At 63.1% G+C, this 18414-nt stretch carries 16 protein-coding genes; 8 read left to right on the top strand and 8 right to left on the bottom strand.

The genetic code is table 11. The features are described from left to right. Positions 1–62 precede the first annotated feature (62 nt). Genes NKI18_RS14860 through NKI18_RS14850 form a run of 3 tightly spaced genes read right to left on the bottom strand, consistent with a single transcriptional unit; the run spans position 63 to position 3070 of the window. The gene (locus tag NKI18_RS14860) at positions 63–1103 is read right to left on the bottom strand and encodes a sugar ABC transporter substrate-binding protein (protein ID WP_352449361.1); all 1041 of its coding nucleotides are present in this window, start codon (positions 1101–1103) and stop codon (positions 63–65) included. A gap of 39 nt (positions 1104–1142) precedes the next feature. After that, positions 1143–1907: an ATP-binding cassette domain-containing protein gene (locus NKI18_RS14855; RefSeq protein ID WP_023717343.1), complete on the bottom strand. Its 765-nt coding sequence runs from the start codon at positions 1905–1907 to the stop codon at positions 1143–1145. Further along, on the bottom strand, positions 1904–3070 hold the full coding sequence (locus NKI18_RS14850; RefSeq protein ID WP_352619162.1) for an ROK family transcriptional regulator: 1167 nt from the start codon (positions 3068–3070) through the stop codon (positions 1904–1906). The genes NKI18_RS14855 and NKI18_RS14850 overlap by 4 nt, the downstream gene beginning before the upstream one ends. 321 nt (positions 3071–3391) lie before the next feature. Here NKI18_RS14850 and NKI18_RS14845 point away from each other — a divergent pair, with 321 nt between their 5' ends. Then, entirely contained in the window at positions 3392–4183 is a 792-nt protein-coding gene (locus NKI18_RS14845; protein ID WP_352619160.1) for an alpha/beta fold hydrolase, read from the top strand. 73 nt (positions 4184–4256) lie between these two features. On the opposite strand, the gene NKI18_RS14840 is transcribed toward NKI18_RS14845, so the two are convergent. Both NKI18_RS14840 and NKI18_RS14835 read right to left on the bottom strand, forming a co-directional pair. Further along, a complete protein-coding gene (locus NKI18_RS14840; protein ID WP_352619158.1) occupies positions 4257–5549 on the bottom strand; it encodes a M23 family metallopeptidase in 1293 nt (430 codons plus the stop codon). Positions 5550–5687: 138 nt separating this feature from the next. Next, complete coding sequence (locus tag NKI18_RS14835) at positions 5688–6155, bottom strand: peroxiredoxin (protein WP_352619156.1); 468 nt, start codon at positions 6153–6155, stop codon at positions 5688–5690. 96 nt (positions 6156–6251) lie between these two features. Here NKI18_RS14835 and NKI18_RS14830 point away from each other — a divergent pair, with 96 nt between their 5' ends. After that, positions 6252–9626 (top strand): hypothetical protein, encoded by a 3375-nt coding sequence (locus NKI18_RS14830; protein ID WP_352619154.1) that lies wholly within the window; start codon positions 6252–6254, stop codon positions 9624–9626. 378 nt (positions 9627–10004) lie between these two features. Here the strand turns inward: NKI18_RS14830 and tyrS are convergent, their stop codons facing one another. After that, positions 10005–11270, bottom strand: coding sequence for a tyrosine--tRNA ligase (gene tyrS, locus NKI18_RS14825; protein ID WP_352619152.1), 1266 nt, complete (start codon positions 11268–11270; stop codon positions 10005–10007). Between the two features lie 385 nt (positions 11271–11655). Here tyrS and NKI18_RS14820 point away from each other — a divergent pair, with 385 nt between their 5' ends. Further along, the gene (locus NKI18_RS14820) at positions 11656–12384 is read left to right on the top strand and encodes a glycosyltransferase family 2 protein (RefSeq protein ID WP_352619150.1); all 729 of its coding nucleotides are present in this window, start codon (positions 11656–11658) and stop codon (positions 12382–12384) included. Then, positions 12377–12709: a lipid-A-disaccharide synthase N-terminal domain-containing protein gene (locus NKI18_RS14815; protein ID WP_023674681.1), complete on the top strand. Its 333-nt coding sequence runs from the start codon at positions 12377–12379 to the stop codon at positions 12707–12709. Before NKI18_RS14820 ends, NKI18_RS14815 begins: the two co-directional genes overlap by 8 nt. Before the next feature lie 40 nt (positions 12710–12749). Here the strand turns inward: NKI18_RS14815 and NKI18_RS14810 are convergent, their stop codons facing one another. Next, on the bottom strand, positions 12750–13400 hold the full coding sequence (locus tag NKI18_RS14810) for an FMN-binding negative transcriptional regulator (protein WP_352619148.1): 651 nt from the start codon (positions 13398–13400) through the stop codon (positions 12750–12752). Between the two features lie 6 nt (positions 13401–13406). Further along, complete coding sequence (locus NKI18_RS14805; protein WP_023674683.1) at positions 13407–14081, bottom strand: alpha/beta hydrolase; 675 nt, start codon at positions 14079–14081, stop codon at positions 13407–13409. Between the two features lie 273 nt (positions 14082–14354). Here NKI18_RS14805 and NKI18_RS14800 point away from each other — a divergent pair, with 273 nt between their 5' ends. The 4 genes from NKI18_RS14800 (at position 14355) to sufC (ending at position 18400) form a co-directional block, all read left to right on the top strand. Further along, positions 14355–15533: a cysteine desulfurase family protein gene (locus NKI18_RS14800; RefSeq protein ID WP_353019946.1), complete on the top strand. Its 1179-nt coding sequence runs from the start codon at positions 14355–14357 to the stop codon at positions 15531–15533. Positions 15534–15721: 188 nt separating this feature from the next. Continuing rightward, positions 15722–17239 (top strand): Fe-S cluster assembly protein SufB, encoded by a 1518-nt coding sequence (sufB, locus tag NKI18_RS14795; RefSeq protein WP_023674685.1) that lies wholly within the window; start codon positions 15722–15724, stop codon positions 17237–17239. After that, positions 17236–17652 (top strand): hypothetical protein, encoded by a 417-nt coding sequence (locus tag NKI18_RS14790; protein WP_352619143.1) that lies wholly within the window; start codon positions 17236–17238, stop codon positions 17650–17652. The genes sufB and NKI18_RS14790 overlap by 4 nt, the downstream gene beginning before the upstream one ends. Then, positions 17645–18400, top strand: coding sequence for a Fe-S cluster assembly ATPase SufC (sufC, locus tag NKI18_RS14785; protein WP_352458427.1), 756 nt, complete (start codon positions 17645–17647; stop codon positions 18398–18400). Before NKI18_RS14790 ends, sufC begins: the two co-directional genes overlap by 8 nt. The last annotated feature ends 14 nt before the right edge of the window (positions 18401–18414 follow it).

The following is an 18414-nucleotide window of genomic DNA, read 5'->3' as shown; positions in this document are numbered from 1 at the left end:
ACGCACCAGGGCTGCAGGGCTGGGCTCCGGGCCGGCATGGCCCGGAGCTTCTGGCGAGTTCGCTATTCGACCGGCTTTATGGTTTCGGTCGGCGGCTTCATGTTGCCCCAGAAGGCCGGGTTATCGACATTTTCCTTGGTGATCGCAGCGCCGGGGATCTTGATGTTCGGTCCCCATGCTTCCTTGGTCACCGTCGACTTCAGGCCGAGCACGTCGTATTCGCCTGGCTTGATCTCCTGCTTGTTGACCACCTTGTCCATGAACATCGCGACCGCCGCAGCCTGGGCGTAGAGCGGCTGCTCGACTTCGACATTGAGCCAGCCCTTGCGGATCAGGTCGAGGCCGACCGGAGCGCCGTTCGAGCTCATCAGCATGACGTCGCCCGGTTTCTTGCCGGCGGCCTCGAGCGAGGCGACGGCGGCGACCGAAAGGTGCGCGGCATGGCTGAAGATCAGGTCGATGTCGGGGTTGGCGAGCATCTGGTCGGCAACGATGGTGCCGGCGTTGCTGGCCTCCCATTGCATGGCCGGCAGCGAGATGATCTTGACGTCCGGGAACGCCTTCATTTTCTCCTCGAAACCCTTCTGGATGTCGAGCGTGTAGGGATCGCCCGGATCGCCGAGCACCTGCAGGATCTTGCCCTTCACCGAGCCGTTCTTCGCGGTCAGGAGCTTTTGTGCCTGGTCGGCGGCGACGTAGCCGATCTCGACGGTTCCGGCCACCGAGGTGAAGTCGGACGGGGTCGAGGTGATCTGGCGGTCGAACTCGACGACCGGGATGCCGGCGGCGCGGGCGGCCTCGATCGACGGTTTCAGCGCATTGAAATCGACGGCGGCAAGAATGATCGCCGAAGGCTTCAGCGCGATGACGTCGTTCATCTGCGATTGCTGAGCGTCGGTCTTGTTGTCGGCGTTCAGCGTCTTCATCTCGTAGCCGACCTGCTTCAGGAACAATTCCAGCGCGCTCACCGAGCCGGTCTGGAACTCATCGAGCAATGTCGGCACCATGTAGTAGACGGTGCCCTTGGACTGGGCGAATGCCGGCGTGAGCGTGGCAAAGGCCAGTGCCAGGATACCGAAGACGGAAAGAAGTATTTTCTTCATGTCGTTCGCTCCTCTTGCGCCGGACCCCTCATCTGTCCCTCAGCTTGCCGGTCCGGCACCGGCGAGCGTCTCTCCGGTGATCATGTTGATCACCGCGTCGGGACTTGTTTTGTTGCGTGCGACGTCGCCCGCCACGACGCCTTGCCGGATCACCACGATCCGGTCGGCGACCTGGAAGGCCTGTTGCATGATATGGGTGATGATGACGACGCCGATGCCCTGGCTCGCCACCTGGCGGATCATGTCGAGGCCGCGCCGCGTCTGTTCGACGCCGAGTGCCGCGAACGGCTCGTCGAGAAGCACCAGCTTGCCGCCGAAATGCACGAATCGGTTGAGCTCGATGGCCTGTCGCTGACCGCCCGAGAGGTGCTCGACATTGGTGCGAAGCGAGGGAATGCGGGTGCCGGCGCTTGCCAAGGCTTTTTGCACCACCTGCTCCATGGCGCGCTCGTCGAGCACTGGAATGCCGAGAACCTTCCTGGTGATCTCGCGGCCCATGAAGAAATTGGCGACCACGTCGACATTGGTGCAAAGCGACAGGTCCTGGTAGACCGTCTCGATCCCCGCGGCCTTGGCCTCGGCGGGAGATTTGGCGAGGAATTCCTTGCCTTCGAACAGCATGCGGCCGGAGGTCGGCTCGAGGCCGCCGGCAATGATCTTGACCAGCGTCGATTTGCCGGCGCCGTTGTCGCCCAGAAGCGCCACCACTTCGCCCTTGCCGATCGAAAAGCTGATGCCTTTCAGCGCTTCGATGGCGCCGTAATTCTTGGCGACGTTGTCGAGCACCAGCAGCGGTTCGCTCATGCCGCGATCCCCTTGTTATGCAAGAGATCTCGTCCGCGTTCGCGCTCGGCGGTGAAGATCTGGCCGAAGCGCGGCGAAAGCACCCCCGAAACGGCAAGTGCGGCGGCGCCGCGCAACACCGCATGCTGGCCGCCGCGTGCGACGCTGACGCGGGGCGTCGTGCGATCGCTTCGCGCCGAGACCGAATTGGGCAGGTGCGCGGCCGCGCCGGCAAGCCTTTCGAGCAGGTCGGTGGACGCCAGCCCGCCGAGGATGATGGTTTCGGGGTCGAACAGGTTTTCGATGATGGTGACGGCGTTGCGGAAGATCGGCGCAATCTCGCTCACCCACTCGGCGTCGGCGATGTTGCGCCGCCGCAGCGCCTCGAGCGAGAGATACCGTTCGAGGCAGCCGCGATTGCCGCACGGGCAGGGCTCGCCGCCCGGCACCGCGGGAATGTGGCCGATTTCACCGGCGTTTCCCCACGCGCCGCGCAATGCCGCCCCGTCATGCACCATGACGCCTCCGAGACCGACGCCGAAATAAAGATAGTAATACTCGGAATATGCCGTTCCGAGGCCGTAGAGGCGCTCGCCGATGGCAGCCGCCGCCATATCGGTTTCGAAAAAGGCCGGCAGTCCGGTCGAGGCGGCCAGCCGCTCGCGCAGCGCCACATCCTTCCAGCCGGTCATGGTGGTCGGCCCGACAAAGCTCATGGACTCCACGCCGAACGGTCCGGGCAGCGCCATGCCAATGCCGAGAACGCGGCCACCGGGCCGCAATGCCGTCAATTCGAGCACCATGGCGCCGATCAGCTCGAAAGCGTGGTCGGGCGTTGCATTTGGGGCTTCGCGGTAGGTGCTCTCGATAACATCGCCGCTTAGGTTGATCAGGGCGGCATTGATGCCCAGCGGGGTGACGTGGATGCCGACGGCATAGCCGCCTTCCGGATTGATGCGCAGCGTTGCCGGTGGCAGGCCGCGCCCCTTGGGCTCTTCGCGCAGCGACAACACGTAACCGTGCTCTTCCAGCTCGCGAACGATGGTCGACACCGTCTGCACGGTGAGTCCGACCCGCCTGGCAATGTCGCCGCGGGCGATCGGTCCGTGAAGGCGGATGGATTCGAGCACGATACGCCGGTTATACGGCCGCCCGAACTCCTGATTGGTCCCGCGCAATGCCATGTCTGGCGCCCTCTCGAGAGAGCAGAGGTTCGCACCGAATATTTATTAAGTCAAATGGAATTCAAAAATAATTCGCCTGTGGCCAAGGTCCTTCTAACGCCGGCGAATTCGCGCCCGCCGGCGGATGGGCCAACTCAGGCAATTTTCCAGCATGAAGCGCCAGCGGCTGGACGGACGCCAGGCATGACCTTGGCCGGCATTCCGATCAGCGCCCTGAAGCCCATTTCGGAACCGGTTGTGAGCCGGCCAAGGATCGGAGTTCGTTGACCTTTCCGTTGCAGGGAGCATACTTGCTCTCGCCGGTCTGCGGGAGGAGATGCGATGCCGAAGCTGACCCTCGACGGGATTGATCTCGGCTATGAGGTGCGGGGCGACGGGCCGCCGGTTCTGTTCGTCCACGGCAGCGTCACGAACGGCATGATGACATGGTCCGCGCAGCAACCGCTTGCGGAGCGCTGGAAGCTGGTTGTGGTCGACCGGCCCGGATACGGATCAAGTTCCCCTGCCGAACGCGAGGATTTCGTCGTCGACGCCAGACTGGTCGCCGGATTCCTCGATCGGACGCATGACCTCTGGGACGAAAGCCGCGTCCATCTGGTCGGGCATTCCTATGGCGGCGTCATCTCTCTTCTTGCAGCAGCGATGCGCCCGCGAGCAATCCGTTCGCTCACGGTGATCGAGCCGCCGGCCTTTGACCTTGCGCGCGGGGATGTTGCCGTCAATGAACTCGTGACGCGCCTGAAGGCCCACTGGCAAAGCGGACCCCGCGACGATCCCGCGCTTTTCTTGCGCCAGTTCCTCCATCTGGTCGGCTCGGTGACACAATTGCCAGACCCGCTGCCGCCCCCGCTCGCGCAAGGCGCGGCCATGCTCGTCGTCGAACGCGGGCCATGGGAGGCCGAAATTCCGCTTCGGCAACTTGCCGATGCGCCGTTCCCGAAACTGGTGGTATCCGGCGGGCACAGCGCAGCATTCGACGCCGTCTGCGACGTGCTCGAAAACGTGCTTGGTGCCGATCGTGCCGTGATCGCCGGCGCGGGGCACAGCGTTCAGCAGACCGGTGAGCCGTTCAACCGGCGGCTCGGCGCGTTCATGGCTGCTGCTGAGGGCTGAGGCGATCCATCCGTTTATTGCCTGGCGGGCGGTTGGCCGCGCGCCAGGCTTCACGCCGAGTGAATCGCCGGCTCTACAGGTACCGCTCGACTTTCTTGCCGACGGTCAAAAACCGCAGCGGGTCGATCGCCTCGCCGTTGTGGCGAACCTCATAGTGCAGGTGCGGGCCGGTCGAGCGGCCGCTGTTGCCGGTCTTGCCGATGATGTCTCCGGCATCGAGCTTCTGGCCGACGGCGACGTCGATTTCGCTGAGATGCCCGTAACGCGTTACAAAACCGTTGCCGTGGTCGACCTCGATCATGCGGCCGTAGCCGCCGTTCCAGCCGGCCTTGACGACGACGCCCCCTGCCGTGACCTTGGCCGGCATACCGACCGGCGCCCTGAAATCCATGCCGGAATGCAAGGCGGCCGTGCCGAGGATGGGGTCGGTGCGCACGCCGAATGGGCTGGTAACGCTGCGGCCGGGGGCGGGGTTGGCGAGCGGCAGCCGGCGCGCTTCCTTTTTAAGATGATCCAGCGCGTCAAGAGCCTCGTCCAACTCCTTGACCTTGCTGTCGAAGACCAACGAGCTGTCGAGTGGTATCAGCGGGCCACCGACGTCGCTCTTTTCGAATTCGCTATCGACGGGCAGGCCGGCGGCCTCGAGCGCCTGCGAGATCGCGTCGGCGCTCTTGTAGGCATTGTCGGCAAGTGTGGCGATACGGGTGAGCTGCTGGCTCTCGATGGCCTTCAGCGAATTGTTGATCGAAACGAAGAGCTTGTCTGCCCGGTCGGCCGCGCTTTCGCTCGGCAGCGGATCGGCGCGGGTCGACCACAGCGAGAACGGCCTGGTGTCGTCAACGCCCACAGGAGCGGCAAGGGGGGCGGCAAGGCTGGCGACAGTATACGCCGTCGGCTGGATGCTGCCGGTGGCGTCGGCATGTTCGTCCGGCTTTGCCGCCGGCACGGGCGGCGTTGCGACCTCGTTTTCGGCTCGTTCGAGGATCGGGCCGAGGCGGCCGTGACGCAGGCTGAGCTGGCTCTGCCGTTCCAGCAGCTCGCTGACCTTGGTTTCCATCAGCTGCTGATCGAGTAGCTGGCGGCTGGTGATGCGGTCGACCTGGCTGCGCAGTGCCGAGATGCGGTCTTCGTAGGCCTGCTGCATGCGCGCCTGCCGCGCCGTCGTGGCGCCGATCAGATCGTCGCGCAGCACCAGATAGGAGGTCGCCAGCAGGTAGCCAATGACGATCGCCGCCAGCGCCGAGCCGCAAAATGCAGCCAGCCACGGGCGTATGGTGAAATGCCTTATCTGGTCGCCCCGGGCGATGATGACCGTGTGGGGCTCTCTGCGTCTGCCGAAGACCGCTGACTGACTGGCTACGTTCACGGGACCAAGCTTTCGTTACGACACCAACGACGAGCCTGATTACACATTATTAGGGTTAACAAAGTTTTGCCGGATCGAACGACAGGCAAAGGTCTTCGCGCAAAACGGGTATCGAATTGCAGCGGCCTGGCGCAGCTCTCAAAGGGCGTGAACCGCCTCCAGCACCTCTTCGGCGTGCCCCTTGACGCGGACGTTGCGCCAGATCCTGGCGATGCGTCCGTCCCGGCCTATCAGGAACGTCGCCCGCTCGACGCCCATATAGGTGCGGCCGTAGAGCTTCTTTTCCACCCACAAATGGTAAGCCTCGATCACTTTGCGCTCTTCGTCGGCGACAAGGTTGACGCTCAGATCGTATTTCGCCTTGAATTTGTCGTGTTTCTTGACGCTGTCCGGCGAGAGCCCGATGACGACAGCGCCGGCCTTTTCGAACTCCGGCTTCAACTGCGAAAAGCCGATCGCTTCGTTGGTGCAGCTTGTGGTGTCGTCCTGTGGGTAGAAATAGAGTACGATGGGTTTTCCCAGCAATGCGGCGAGGCTGAGTGAACCGCCGCCGTCGCGCGGAAGATCGAACTGCGGCGCAACATCGCCCACGTCGAGGTCAGCCATATCGATGCCCTTGTTTGAGGTTACGCGCCAGGCTGCATCGATATAATGTCGAGCGGGGATTCGTCCACGATCGAATTCGTTTCAACGGAAGATTGCGTGGATCAGGAGCTACCGCAGCACGAGAAGATCAGGTTCAGGCGTGACGAGATCACCGACCTGGGAACCTTTCCGTCCGCGTGCCGCGTCCCGCCGCTCGGCCAGGCGTCGATCGGTCGCGGCGTCCGTATGATGGCGCGGCTGTTTGCCGGCCTTGTCGCCCTTGTGCTGCTGGCTGCCGCCGGCGTCTATGCGATCGGCGTGTCCGGCTTCGGCTCGGAGCGGCTTCGCGCGGAAGCCGAAACGGCAATCGAGAAATTGGCCGGCTTCGATGTCGACGTTGCCGTCGGGCCGGCACGGCTGACGCTTGACGGGTCGAGCTTCATTGCGCTGCAGGTCAGCGACGTCAGCCTCAAGACCGCCGACGGAAAACCAATGGCCGATGCAGGCCGGGTCCGCTTCGGCATCCGGCTGATCCCGTTGCTTTCGGGCGAGGTGCGGCTGACCAGCGCCCGGATTTCCGACGCGCACATCGTCATGGCGGCAATGCCGTCCGGCGGCGACTGGACGGCCGAGCTGCGCAACCAGGACGGCCTCATCGATCCGGAAAAACTTTCCGCCGCCGTCTTCGCCAACCTCAACCGCGCGCTCGATGCGGTGCGCGAGGATTCGATGCGCCAGATCGATCTGCGCAATGTCGAGCTGGCACTGCCCGAGACCGGACCGGTCAAGTCGGTCACCATCGCCGACGCCTCCGTCTCGCAGTCGGGACCGGGAAGCATGGAGTTTTCATCCGATACGGATGTCGACGGCAGGGCGCTTACCATCGCCGCTTCCGCCACCCGCGATCCGGCGACGCGACGCATCACCACGCTGGACGCCAGTATCCAGGCAGCGGACGCCGACACTGCGGCAGGTGGCAAATTGGGCGCGATCGCCTTGAAGCTGGCGGGGTCGGAAGGGACCGGCGACAACGGTTCGCGGCTGACCGCCGCCCTGTCACTGACCGGATCGGTGCTCGATCTCGGTTCGCGCGGCCTGCTTCCGGCCGACATCGATCTCGATGCAACACTCGTCGCCGGGTCGAACAAAATCCAGGTCGACAGTTTGCTGGTGAAAACCGGCCGCTCGACCTTCGATTTCGCCGGTTCGATCGGGCCGAAGCCGGCTACCGGCGCAGCGGGCGAGGAGCCATCCTATCGTTACGACCTGACCAGCGACGGTTCGACCCTGGCGCCTTCCGATTCGCCGGAGCCGGCACTCAGCTTCATTGCCCGTATCGCCGGCGTCTACCAGCCGACGAGCCAAAAGCTGGTGGCCGAGCAGATCGGCGTCCGGTCCGGACCGGGCAGCGAAGTGCTGGGCACGGCTTCGGTTTCATTCGTCGCCAACCAGGCGCCGGGCATATCGGTGGCGCTCAATGTCCACGACATGCCGGTCTCGCACGTCAAGCAATTATGGCCATGGTTTTCGGCGCGCAATGCCAGGCTGTGGGTGCTTAAGAACCTGTTCGGCGGCCGCGTGGTCGATGGCAGCCTGCAGTTCCAGGTCGTGCCCGGACGGCTCGGCAACGGCGTGCCGCTTTCCGCCGATGAAGTGTTCGGCCGATTCCAGGTCGAAGGATCGCGCTTCGACACGGCCGGCCGCATTCCGCCGATCCGCGATGCCGTTGGCGTCGTCGGCTTCCACGGCAATGACGTCGACGTCGCGCTGTCGTCGGGCAGCGTCTATATGCCGAGCGGCCGCACGGTGGCGGCGAGCAACGGCACGCTCACCGTCAAGGCGGCGAACCATCCGCCGGTGATCGGCGCGCTCGACATCGATGTCGCCGGCGAGGCGCCGGCAATCGCCGAGCTGGCATCCTTTGACCCGATCAATGCCATGCGCCATGTCGGCCTGCTGCCGGACGACCTGTCCGGCACGGTGATCGGCCACGTCAAGGCCGATATTCCGCTGCAGTCCGGTGTCGACTCTTCCAAACTCGATTGGCTGGTGGCGCTCGACTACAAGGACCTGTCGCTGGGCAAGCCGTTCGAGGGCCAGACGGTCAGCCATGCCGACGGCTCGATCACGGTCGCGCCCGACCGGGCGGTGATCTCGGCGAAGGCGCTGCTCAACGGCATTCCGGCCGAGCTCGACCTGATCGAGCCGCTCAGGGATGGCGGCCCGCCGCGCAGTCGTAAAGTGGCGCTGGTGCTCGACGACAAGACGCGCGCCACCGCCATGCCTGGCCTGTCGACCCTGCTTTCCGGAACCATCAAGGTGGCGATCGACAAGAGTGGCACCGGCAACCAGAACGTGTCGGCCGACCTGACCAATGCCAGGCTGGACATCCCCTGGGCCGGCTGGAGCAAGGGGCCTGGCATTCCCGCCAAGGTCGTCTTCGCCATGGCGAAGACCGGCGACACCACGACGCTCTCCAATTTCGAACTCGATGGCAAGACCTTTTCCATCGACGGCAGCGCGGTGCTGGTCAAGGGCGCCTTGTCCTCGGCCCGGTTCAGCAAGGTCACCTTGAACAGGGGCGACGACGTCGCCGTCTCGGTGAAGCGGTCGGGCAAGGCCTATGCGGTCGAGGTCAGCGGCAGCGCGCTGGACGCACGCTCGCTGATCAAGCAATTCACGTCCGATGTCGATACCGCCACCAAGACCACCGGCGTCGATGCGATCTCGGTCAGCGCCGACGTCAGCTCCCTGACCGGCTTCCACGACGAGGTGCTGTCGAATCTGAAACTCGACTACAGCGCCGCAGGGTCCCGGGTGAACGGGCTCAAGGTGAGCGCCACGGCAAGTTCGGGAGCCGCCATCACCATCAGCAACACGACCGGCGGCGGCCTGCGCACGCTCAACATGAAGTCGGCCGACGCTGGCGCCATACTGCGCTTCCTCAACATCTACGAGCATATGGAAGGCGGCTCGATCACGCTGGCGCTCACCGGGGCCGGCGACGGTCCGATGAAAGGCCAGGTCGACGCCAAGGACTTCTTTGTCGTCAACGAGCCGAAGCTCGCCTCGATCGTGTCGACGACGCCGGCCGGCGACAACCGCAGCCTCAACGAGGCGGTCAAAGGCAATCTCGACACGTCGAGGGTGAAGTTCGAGCGCGGTTTCAGCGAGATCGATAAGGGCAGCGGCTATCTCAAGCTGCGCAACGGCGTGCTGCGCGGCTCGCGCATCGGCACCACCTTCCAGGGCACGCTCTACGACCAGAACAACAATATGGACATGACCGGCACGTTCATGCCGGCCTACGGTGTAAACCGCATCTTCGGCGAACTGCCGCTGATCGGCGCGCTGCTCGGCAACGGCCGCGACCGCGGCCTGATCGGCGTCACCTACAGGCTCAAGGGCAACGCCAACAAGCCCAATCTAGAGGTCAATCCGCTATCGGTGATAGCGCCCGGGATTTTCAGGTCGATCTTCGAGTATCGCTGAGGCGGGCAGGGTAGGCGGGTGGCGCCAAAAAGGCCGGGTGAAGTGCTGTTCAGCGTAGCACCGCCTAGAGGTAACGGCATAAATCCTAGGGTCTCCGCGACGTCGCTTCGCTCCTGCTTCGCCCTAGGATGACGAAGCGAGGGGAGACTTCAGCCAATCTCGAAGGTCGCGTTTGCCATCGGCCGCCACGCGACCGCCTCGCTCTCCGACATCCGCGACTAGCCTTGAGCCACCATGCCTTCGTCATCCTAGGGCGCAGCAGGAGCGAAGCGACGTCGCGGAGACCCTAGGATCCACGCCGTTACAGTTGCCGAGGAATGCAGCGATCCATTGCTTGTGCCCGTCGCCGGCTCGGTCTCACCTGAGCCTCAGCAGAGGTCAGACCGGCCGTACCAGAATGACCTTCTTCTTTCCCAACTGAACTTTGAATGCTCCGGTGTTTTCGTACAGGTCGGTCCACAAGACAATTTCGTTCGGGTCGGTGACGACCCTGTCATTGATTCGTAGAGCACCTTCCGCCATCTTGCGCCGAGCTTCCGAATTGGACGGCACAAGTCCCGACGCGACGGCAATTGCTGCATTCGACCTGCCAAATTGCCATTTGTCATCCTGTCCTTTGTCGATGGTTACTGTCGGCAATGACTCGGTTGACTGACCTCTTTCGAAAAGCGCTTCTGCCGTCCTAGCTGCCTCCTCCGCCGCCTCGCGGCCATGCAGCATGGCGGTGATTTCGGTGGCGAGGATCTTCTTGGCTTCGTTGATCTCCGAGCCGCCGAGCCGTTCGAGGCGTGCGACCTCGGCGAGTGGCAGGGTCGTGTAGAGCTTCAGGAAACGGCCGACATCGGCATCGTCGGTGTTGCGCCAGTATTGCCAGAACTCGTACGGGCTCAGCATCTCCGCATCGAGCCAGACCGCGCCCGAGGCCGACTTGCCCATCTTGGCGCCGGACGAGGTGGTGAGCAGCGGCGTCGTCAGCGCATAAAGCTGCGCGCCTTCCATGCGATGGCCGAGATCGATGCCGTTGACGATGTTGCCCCACTGGTCGGAGCCGCCCATCTGCAGCCGGCAGCCGAGACGCTTGTAGAGCTCGACGAAGTCATAGGCCTGCAGGATCATGTAGTTGAATTCGAGGAACGACAGCGACTGCTCGCGGTCCAGCCGGAGCTTGACCGAATCGAAGGCCAGCATGCGGTTGACCGAAAAATGCCGGCCGACATCGCGCAGGAAATTGACGTAGTTGATGTCCATCAGCCAGTCGGCATTGTTGATCATGACGGCGTCGTTGGGGCCGCTGCCGAATTTGAGGTAGGGCGTGAAGTTGCGGCGGATGCCGGCGAGATTGTCCTCTATATCCTGCGGCGTCAAAAGCTTGCGCGCCTCGTCCTTGAACGACGGATCGCCGATCATCGAGGTGCCGCCGCCCATCAGCGCGATCGGCCGGTGGCCGGTCTGCTGCAGCCAATAAAGCATCATGATCTGGATCAGCGACCCGGCATGTAGGCTTCTGGCGGTGGCGTCGAAGCCGATATAGGCGCTCACCGTTTCCGTGGCGAAAAGCTGGTCGAGGCCGGCATCGTCCGAGGTCTGGTGGATGAAACCGCGCTCGCTCATCGTGCGCAGGAAATCGGATTTGAAGGCGGACATTTTCTTTCCCGAAAAGCTTCCGGCCGAACGCGGCTCGGCTATGCATGAAGGCGGGCGTTTAGCACTCAAGCGCGATCAGCAAAAGTGGAATCCGGTTTTGCGACACCCTCTTGCCTTCTCCCCTTGGGGGAGAAGGTGGATTGGCGCGCAGCGCCAAGACGGTTGAGGGGTGTTGGACGGAGTGCCGTCGTTGCCAAGCTGGAACACCCCTCATCCGACCGCGCTTCGCGCGGCCACCTTCTCCCACAAGGGGAGAAGGGAGAACCCCAAGCGTGCGGCCTGCTTGCGTCCTCGTTTCGGCTGGCGTAATGAGGCGCCGCCAACGGGTTTCATCCGCTGGACCGCGCGGCATCGATCGAATGCCATATCCTTTGACAGAGTCGAGATGCCGGAGATATCCATCGTCATTCCTTGCCGGAACGAGGCGGCGAACCTGCCGCTTCTGCTCGACGAGATCGGCACTGCCATGGCCGGGCGCGACTTCGAGGTCATCGTCGTCGACGATGGCTCGACCGACGACACGCCTTCGGTGCTTGCCGCACAAGCAGCGCTTCGCCGGTTTCCGCTGCGCCATCTCAGGCATCAGAAATCCGCTGGCCAGTCGCTCTCGGTGCGTTCGGGCGCCTGGGCGGCGCGCGGCGATATCGTCGCCACCATCGACGGCGACGGCCAGAACGACCCCGGTTATATCCCAGTGTTGATAGACGCGCTGCGGCAGGCTGGTCCCGATGTCGGGGCCGCGCAGGGACAGCGTCTGAAGCGCCGCGACAGCAAGATCAAGCAGCTGGCGTCGCGTTTCGCCAACGGGCTGAGAAAGGCCATCCTGCACGACGAGACGCGGGATACCGGCTGCGGCCTCAAGGCGATCCATACCGACATTTTGCGGAAATTGCCGTTCTTCGACGGCACCCACCGCTTTGTTCCGGCGCTGGTCATCCAGGAGGGCTACCGCGTCGTCCATTGCGACGTCGTCGACCGCTCCCGCCGTCACGGCAAATCGAATTACGGCATCTTCGATCGCGGCCTGCAGGGCGTGCTTGATCTTGCCGGCGTCTGGTGGCTGCGCCGCAGGCGCCGCAGAATGCCCAAAGTAGAGGAAATCAGGCATGGGTAACGTGCTTCAGGAATTGGCGACCTGGCTTCACGATGTTTTCGTCAAGCAATTCGATGCCTGGGTTCTGCTTGGCTTCGTCGCCCAGTTCTTCTTCACCATGCGCTTTCTGGTGCAGTGGGTGGCGTCGGAAAAGGCCAAGCGCAGCGTCGTGCCGATCGCCTTCTGGTTCTTTTCGCTGTTCGGCGGCGGCCTGCTGCTGATCTACGCGATCCAGCGTCAGGATCCGGTGTTCATCGCCGGCCAGGCCATGGGCCTGTTGATCTATATCCGCAATCTCTGGCTGATTGCCAACGAGCGCAAGGCGGCGATGACCAAGGTCGATTGAGCCCGCCACCGGCCTGAACCGGTCGAGCAAGCAACCCAGATTACTTGCCGTCCAGCCCGCCGTAGGACCTTACCAGCCGGACCATGTCGGCCGAGTTGGCGGTCTCGCTCTCGAGCCCCTCGGCGACACCGACGCGGTCGGCGGCCGGGCGGTTCTGGCTGACTTTCCACTTGCCGCTGATTTCGGTGATTTCGATCTCCAAGCCGACGATGCCCTTGATTTGTGACTGGATGAAGGGTGCCGGCGCGTCGGTCACCGCCCACGGCGCCGAGCGGCTGCCCTCCTGCGACATCGTCAGATCGGAAATCTGCTCGGCTAGCCAATCCTGGTCTTCGATCACCGTGACGCTGCCGCGCACCTGGACGATGGCGTAGTTCCAGGTCGGTACCACCTTGCCGGTTTCACGCTTGGTCTCGTACCAGGACGGCGTCACATAGGCATCGGCGCCCTGGAAGACGACCAGCACCCGCGCCAGGGGATTGTCGGCCAAAAGCCGCCATTGCGGATTGGCCTTGGCCAAATGGGCGCGCAGCCTGCCGTTCGGTGGCACATCCGCGTCTAGAAGAAAGGGAATCGCGTTGGCGACCGGCCCCTCGACGCCGTTCGACACCAGCAGGCCAAGCGGATGCGCCCGGATCAGCCCGTGCAGGACGTCCTGCCGTGTTTCCTGGAAGTGAGGCGGTTGGTACATCGCCGATTATCTCAGCCGCTTCGGCCGTGGGTCGGACAATTCCCCGGCCAGCCGGCGATCCAGGTAGTCCGCGCATTCCTCGATCAGAAGCTCCGCATGGTTGGCAAAGAAATGGTTGGCGCCGGGCAGGGTCTTCTGGGTGATGGTAATGCCCTTTTGCGTGTGCAGCTTGTCGACCAGGCCCTGCACGTCCTTGGGCGGCGCGACCTTGTCGGCGTCGCCGTGGATGATCAGGCCGGACGACGGGCATGGCGCCAGGAACGAGAAATCATAGGTATTGGGCTGCGGCGCGACCGAGATGAAGCCCTCGATCTCCGGCCGGCGCATCAGAAGCTGCATGCCGATCCACGAGCCGAACGAATAGCCGGCAACCCAGCAGCTCTTGGAATCCGGATGCAGCGACTGCACCCAGTCGAGCGCCGCGGCGGCGTCGGACAATTCGCCGGTGCCGTGGTCGAACTCGCCCTGGCTGCGGCCGATGCCGCGGAAATTGAAGCGCAGCGTGGTGAAATTGCGCTTCTGGAACATGTAGAAGAGGTCGTAGACGATCTTGTTGTTCATCGTCCCGCCGAACTGGGGGTGAGGGTGCAGGACGATGGCAATCGGCGCGCTCTTTTCCTTCGAGGGCTGATAGCGACCCTCCAGACGGCCGGCCGGACCGGTGAAAATGACCTCAGGCATGAAATACTCCACTTGGTATAAATTTGCGCGGCGCCCGGAACAACTCTTCCTCTGGCCCCAGTCTTCCCTAGGCCCCAGTCTTCCCTAGGCCTTGACGCAGGGCGAGCGTCTTTCTAGAAGCTAGTTTAGAATTGTTCAAAACTGGGCGGCCAAAAATTGTGGCTCGGCCACCCGCGCCGCAAGCCGCGTAAATAGGACGTCTTGCCTTGCAATTTCAAGGAAATAACGCGCTATCTTCGCGGAACGGCTTTTGAAGGGACCAGTTGGACGGAAATGGCCGGAGCACGCGCCTATCTCGACTACAACGCCAGCGTGCCGCTGCTTGCCGCCGCGCGCGCGGCCGTGGTCGCTGCGCTCGACGTCGCCGCCAACCCGTCCTCGGTCCATGCCGAGGGCCGCGTTGCACGGCGGCTGATTGAGGATGCCAGGCGCGACGTGGCTCGACTGGTCAGCGCCAAAGCCGAGCATGTCGTATTCACCTCCGGCGCGACGGAAGCGGCCTCGACGCTGCTGACGCCGGACTGGCAGATGGGGCGCGGTGCTGTCCGTATGAGCCGGCTCTATGTGTCCGAGGCCGATCATCCTTGCCTGCTGAACGGCGGGCGCTTCCCCACGGGGCAGGTAACGCGGATCGGCGTCGACGCCGACGGCGTCGTCAGGCTCGACGCCCTAGCGGCAGCACTCGGTGCGCATGACAAGGCCGAAGGCATGCCGCTGGTAGCGATCCACGCCGCCAACAACGAGACCGGCGTCATCCAGCCGGTTGGCCGCATTGCCGAAATCGTCAAGGCGGCGGGTGGCATCCTGGTGGTCGATGCCGTGCAGGCGACCGGCCGCATTCCGCTCGATATGTCAGCGGGTTACGCAGACTATCTGATTCTCTCCTCGCACAAGATCGGCGGACCCAAGGGCGTCGGCGCCATTGTCGCGGCGTCGGACCTGATGATGCCAAAACCGCTGGTCAGCGGCGGCGGCCAGGAAAAGGGCCATCGCGGCGGCACCGAAAACCTGGCGGCGATTGCCGGGTTTGGCGTGGCGGCGCGTGAGGCGCTTGCCGGCTTGCAAACGATCGAAGCGGTGCGGCAGCGTCGCGACGAAATCGAGGCGATCGTGAAAACGCTGGTTCCGGACGCGGAAATCTTCGGGACCGGCGCGCAAAGGCTTGCCAATACGACATTCTTCGCTATTGCCGGTATCAAGGCCGAGACGGCGCAGATCGCCTTCGACCTGGCCGGTGTGGCGCTGTCGGCGGGATCGGCCTGTTCGTCGGGCAAAGTAGGGCCGAGTCACGTGCTGAAAGCCATGGGTTATGGTGACGGCCTCGGCGCGTTGCGCGTGTCCGTCGGCCACGCGACCAGCGCTGAAGATATCGAGCTGTTCCGTTCGGCGCTGGCGACGATCGTCGCGCGCCAGGCCGGTAAGGAAAAGGCAAGCAGGGAACGAGCCGCCTGAGCGCGGCAGACGAAATGTAGGGCCTTGCGGCCTGGTAGAGCCGTGCGTTCGCATTTGGCCGGGTGAATTTCCGGCATGAACGCACTATATGAAACTTACGCCGCCTCCGGTGCCTGATGGGTGCTCGTTTGCGGTGCCATAGTTTGAAAACTGCCGGGCCTTGACCCCGGCGTGGATGGAGAACGCTGATGCCTGCTGTGCAGGAGACGATCGATCGAGTTCGAAAGATCGATGTCGACCAGTATAAATACGGATTCCAGACCGAAATCGCGATGGACAAGGCCCCCAAGGGCCTGAGCGAAGACATTATCCGCTTCATTTCGGCGAAGAAGGACGAGCCGTCCTGGATGCTGGAATGGCGCCTGGAAGCCTATCGCCGCTGGCTGACGCTGGACGAGCCGAAATGGGCGCGCGTCCACTATCCCAAAATCGATTTCCAGGACCTCCACTATTACGCCGCGCCCAAGAGCACGCCGGGGCCGACTTCGCTCAGCGAGGTCGATCCCGAACTGCTGAAGGTCTATGAGAAGCTCGGCATTCCGCTCAGGGAACAGGAAATCCTCGCCGGCGTGCAGAAGACCGATGCGTCGGAGCTCGAGGAAGCCAGCGACAACGTCTACAAGTCGGGCCGCGTCGCCGTCGATGCGGTGTTCGATTCCGTCTCCGTCGTCACCACTTTCAAGAAGGAACTGGCGCAGGCCGGCGTCATCTTCTGCTCGATCTCGGAAGCCATCCGCGAGCATCCGGAGCTGGTGAAGAAGTATCTCGGCTCGGTCGTGCCGACCTCCGACAATTTCTACGCGACGCTGAATTCGGCGGTGTTCACCGACGGTTCGTTCGTCTTCGTGCCCAAGGGCGTGCGCTGCCCGATGGAATTGTCGACCTATTTCCGCATGAACGAGAAGAACACCGGCCAGTTCGAGCGCACGCTGATCATCGCCGAGGAGGGGGCTTACGTCTCCTATCTCGAAGGCTGCACGGCGCCGCAACGCGACGAGAATCAGCTTCATGCCGCGGTGGTCGAGCTGATCGCGCTCGATGATGCCGAGATCAAATATTCGACGGTGCAGAACTGGTATCCCGGCGACGCCGAGGGCAAGGGCGGTATCTATAATTTCGTCACCAAGCGCGGCGACTGCCGCGGCCATCGCTCGAAGATTTCGTGGACGCAGGTCGAGACCGGTTCGGCCATCACCTGGAAATATCCGAGCTGCATCCTGCGCGGCGACGATTCCAGCGGCGAGTTCTATTCGATTGCCGTGTCGAACGGTTATCAGCAGGTCGACAGCGGCACCAAGATGATCCATCTCGGCAAGAACACGTCGAGCCGCATCATCTCCAAGGGCATTGCCGCCGGCTTCTCGCAGAACACCTATCGCGGCCAGGTCTCGGCGCACCGCAAGGCGACCAACGCCCGCAACTTCACCAATTGCGATTCCCTGCTGATCGGCGATCAGTGCGGCGCACACACCGTGCCCTACATGGAAGCCAAGAATTCGACCGCGCAGTTCGAGCACGAGGCCACCACCTCGAAGATTTCCGAGGACCAGAAGTTCTACGTCATGCAGCGCGGCATTCCGGAAGAAGAGGCGATCGCGCTGATCGTCAACGGCTTCGTCAAGGACGTCATCCAGCAACTGCCGATGGAGTTCGCGGTCGAGGCGCAGAAACTGATCGGGATTAGCCTTGAGGGAAGTGTGGGGTGAGTGACGATGAGGCAGAGGACGGTCCGCCGTTGGTCGCACGCGTTCACCAGTTTGACAGGCATTCTGGTGAGCTACCCGACAACTATCGGGCCGACCTCGATGAGCAGATTTGCGGAGAATTGGCAACGTCGCTCGGGAACTACCTTCGAAGCTTTGCTGCCGAAAGGAAAGTTGTCGTCAGGATCGAAGTCGAAGCCAACCGAATTAGCGCTGGGCGCGAAGACGGCACGGAGTTGATGATCACCGTCTACGGCCCTGAGATTTTTGAAATCACCAGGTGGCCGAATCCCGCCGACGCCGTCGAGGACGGAAGTATGCGATTTGACTTGGCACCTGAACTTGAAAGCGACGTCGCCATTGCCCTAGCTCGGCGATATGTAGTTAACGGAACGATAGAGCAAGAGAATGCTTGAAATCAGAAACCTCCATGCCCGTATCGTCGACGACGGCACCGAGATCATTCGCGGCCTGAATCTTTCGGTGAAGGCCGGTGAGGTCGCCGCCATCATGGGGCCGAACGGCTCGGGAAAATCGACGCTGTCCTATATCCTTGCCGGGCGCGAGGATTATGAGGTCACCGAGGGCGATATCCTCTACAACGGCCAGTCGATCCTCGAAATGGATCCGGCCGAGCGCGCCACCGCCGGCATCTTTCTCGCCTTCCAGTATCCGATGGAGATACCGGGCGTGGCGACGATGGAATTCCTGAAAGTGGCGATGAACGAGCAGCGCAAGGCGCGCGGCCAGGAACCGCTGAAGATCCCGGAATTTCTCAAGCGCGTGAAGGAAGCGGCGGCCTCGCTCAACATGGACATGGCGATGCTGAAGCGGCCGCTCAATGTCGGCTTCTCCGGCGGCGAGAAGAAGCGTGCCGAGATCCTGCAGATGAAGCTGCTCGAGCCAAAGCTCTGCGTGCTCGACGAGACCGATTCCGGTCTCGATATCGACGCGCTGAAGATCGTCGCGGACGGCGTCAACACGCTGCGCTCGCCGGACCGGGCCATCGTCGTCATCACCCATTACCAGCGCCTGCTCCAATACATCGTCCCGGATACGGTGCACGTGCTCTACAGGGGTCAGGTGATCAAGTCGGGCGACAAGTCGCTGGCGCTCGACCTCGAGGCCAATGGCTATGCCGGCGTGATCGGGCAAGCCGCGTGAGATGCCAGCAGGCC

It is taken from the genome of Mesorhizobium sp. M0800 (genome assembly GCF_040320095.1).
Lineage (GTDB): Bacteria > Pseudomonadota > Alphaproteobacteria > Rhizobiales > Rhizobiaceae > Mesorhizobium.
This window is presented reverse-complemented; position numbering and strand designations above follow the sequence as displayed.

Coding starts and splice junctions, on each gene's coding strand:
- NKI18_RS14815 (WP_023674681.1), top strand. CDS start 12,377: ATGGGTAACGTGCTTCAGGAATTGGCGACCTGGCTTCACGATGTTTTC.
- NKI18_RS14835 (WP_352619156.1), bottom strand. CDS start 6,155: ATGGCTGACCTCGACGTGGGCGATGTTGCGCCGCAGTTCGATCTTCCG.
- NKI18_RS14805 (WP_023674683.1), bottom strand. CDS start 14,081: ATGCCTGAGGTCATTTTCACCGGTCCGGCCGGCCGTCTGGAGGGTCGC.
- tyrS (WP_352619152.1), bottom strand. CDS start 11,270: ATGTCCGCCTTCAAATCCGATTTCCTGCGCACGATGAGCGAGCGCGGT.
- sufC (WP_352458427.1), top strand. CDS start 17,645: ATGCTTGAAATCAGAAACCTCCATGCCCGTATCGTCGACGACGGCACC.
- sufB (WP_023674685.1), top strand. CDS start 15,722: ATGCCTGCTGTGCAGGAGACGATCGATCGAGTTCGAAAGATCGATGTC.
- NKI18_RS14850 (WP_352619162.1), bottom strand. CDS start 3,070: ATGGCATTGCGCGGGACCAATCAGGAGTTCGGGCGGCCGTATAACCGG.
- NKI18_RS14810 (WP_352619148.1), bottom strand. CDS start 13,400: ATGTACCAACCGCCTCACTTCCAGGAAACACGGCAGGACGTCCTGCAC.
- NKI18_RS14800 (WP_353019946.1), top strand. CDS start 14,355: ATGGCCGGAGCACGCGCCTATCTCGACTACAACGCCAGCGTGCCGCTG.
- NKI18_RS14855 (WP_023717343.1), bottom strand. CDS start 1,907: ATGAGCGAACCGCTGCTGGTGCTCGACAACGTCGCCAAGAATTACGGC.
- NKI18_RS14845 (WP_352619160.1), top strand. CDS start 3,392: ATGCCGAAGCTGACCCTCGACGGGATTGATCTCGGCTATGAGGTGCGG.
- NKI18_RS14860 (WP_352449361.1), bottom strand. CDS start 1,103: ATGAAGAAAATACTTCTTTCCGTCTTCGGTATCCTGGCACTGGCCTTT.
- NKI18_RS14820 (WP_352619150.1), top strand. CDS start 11,656: ATGCCGGAGATATCCATCGTCATTCCTTGCCGGAACGAGGCGGCGAAC.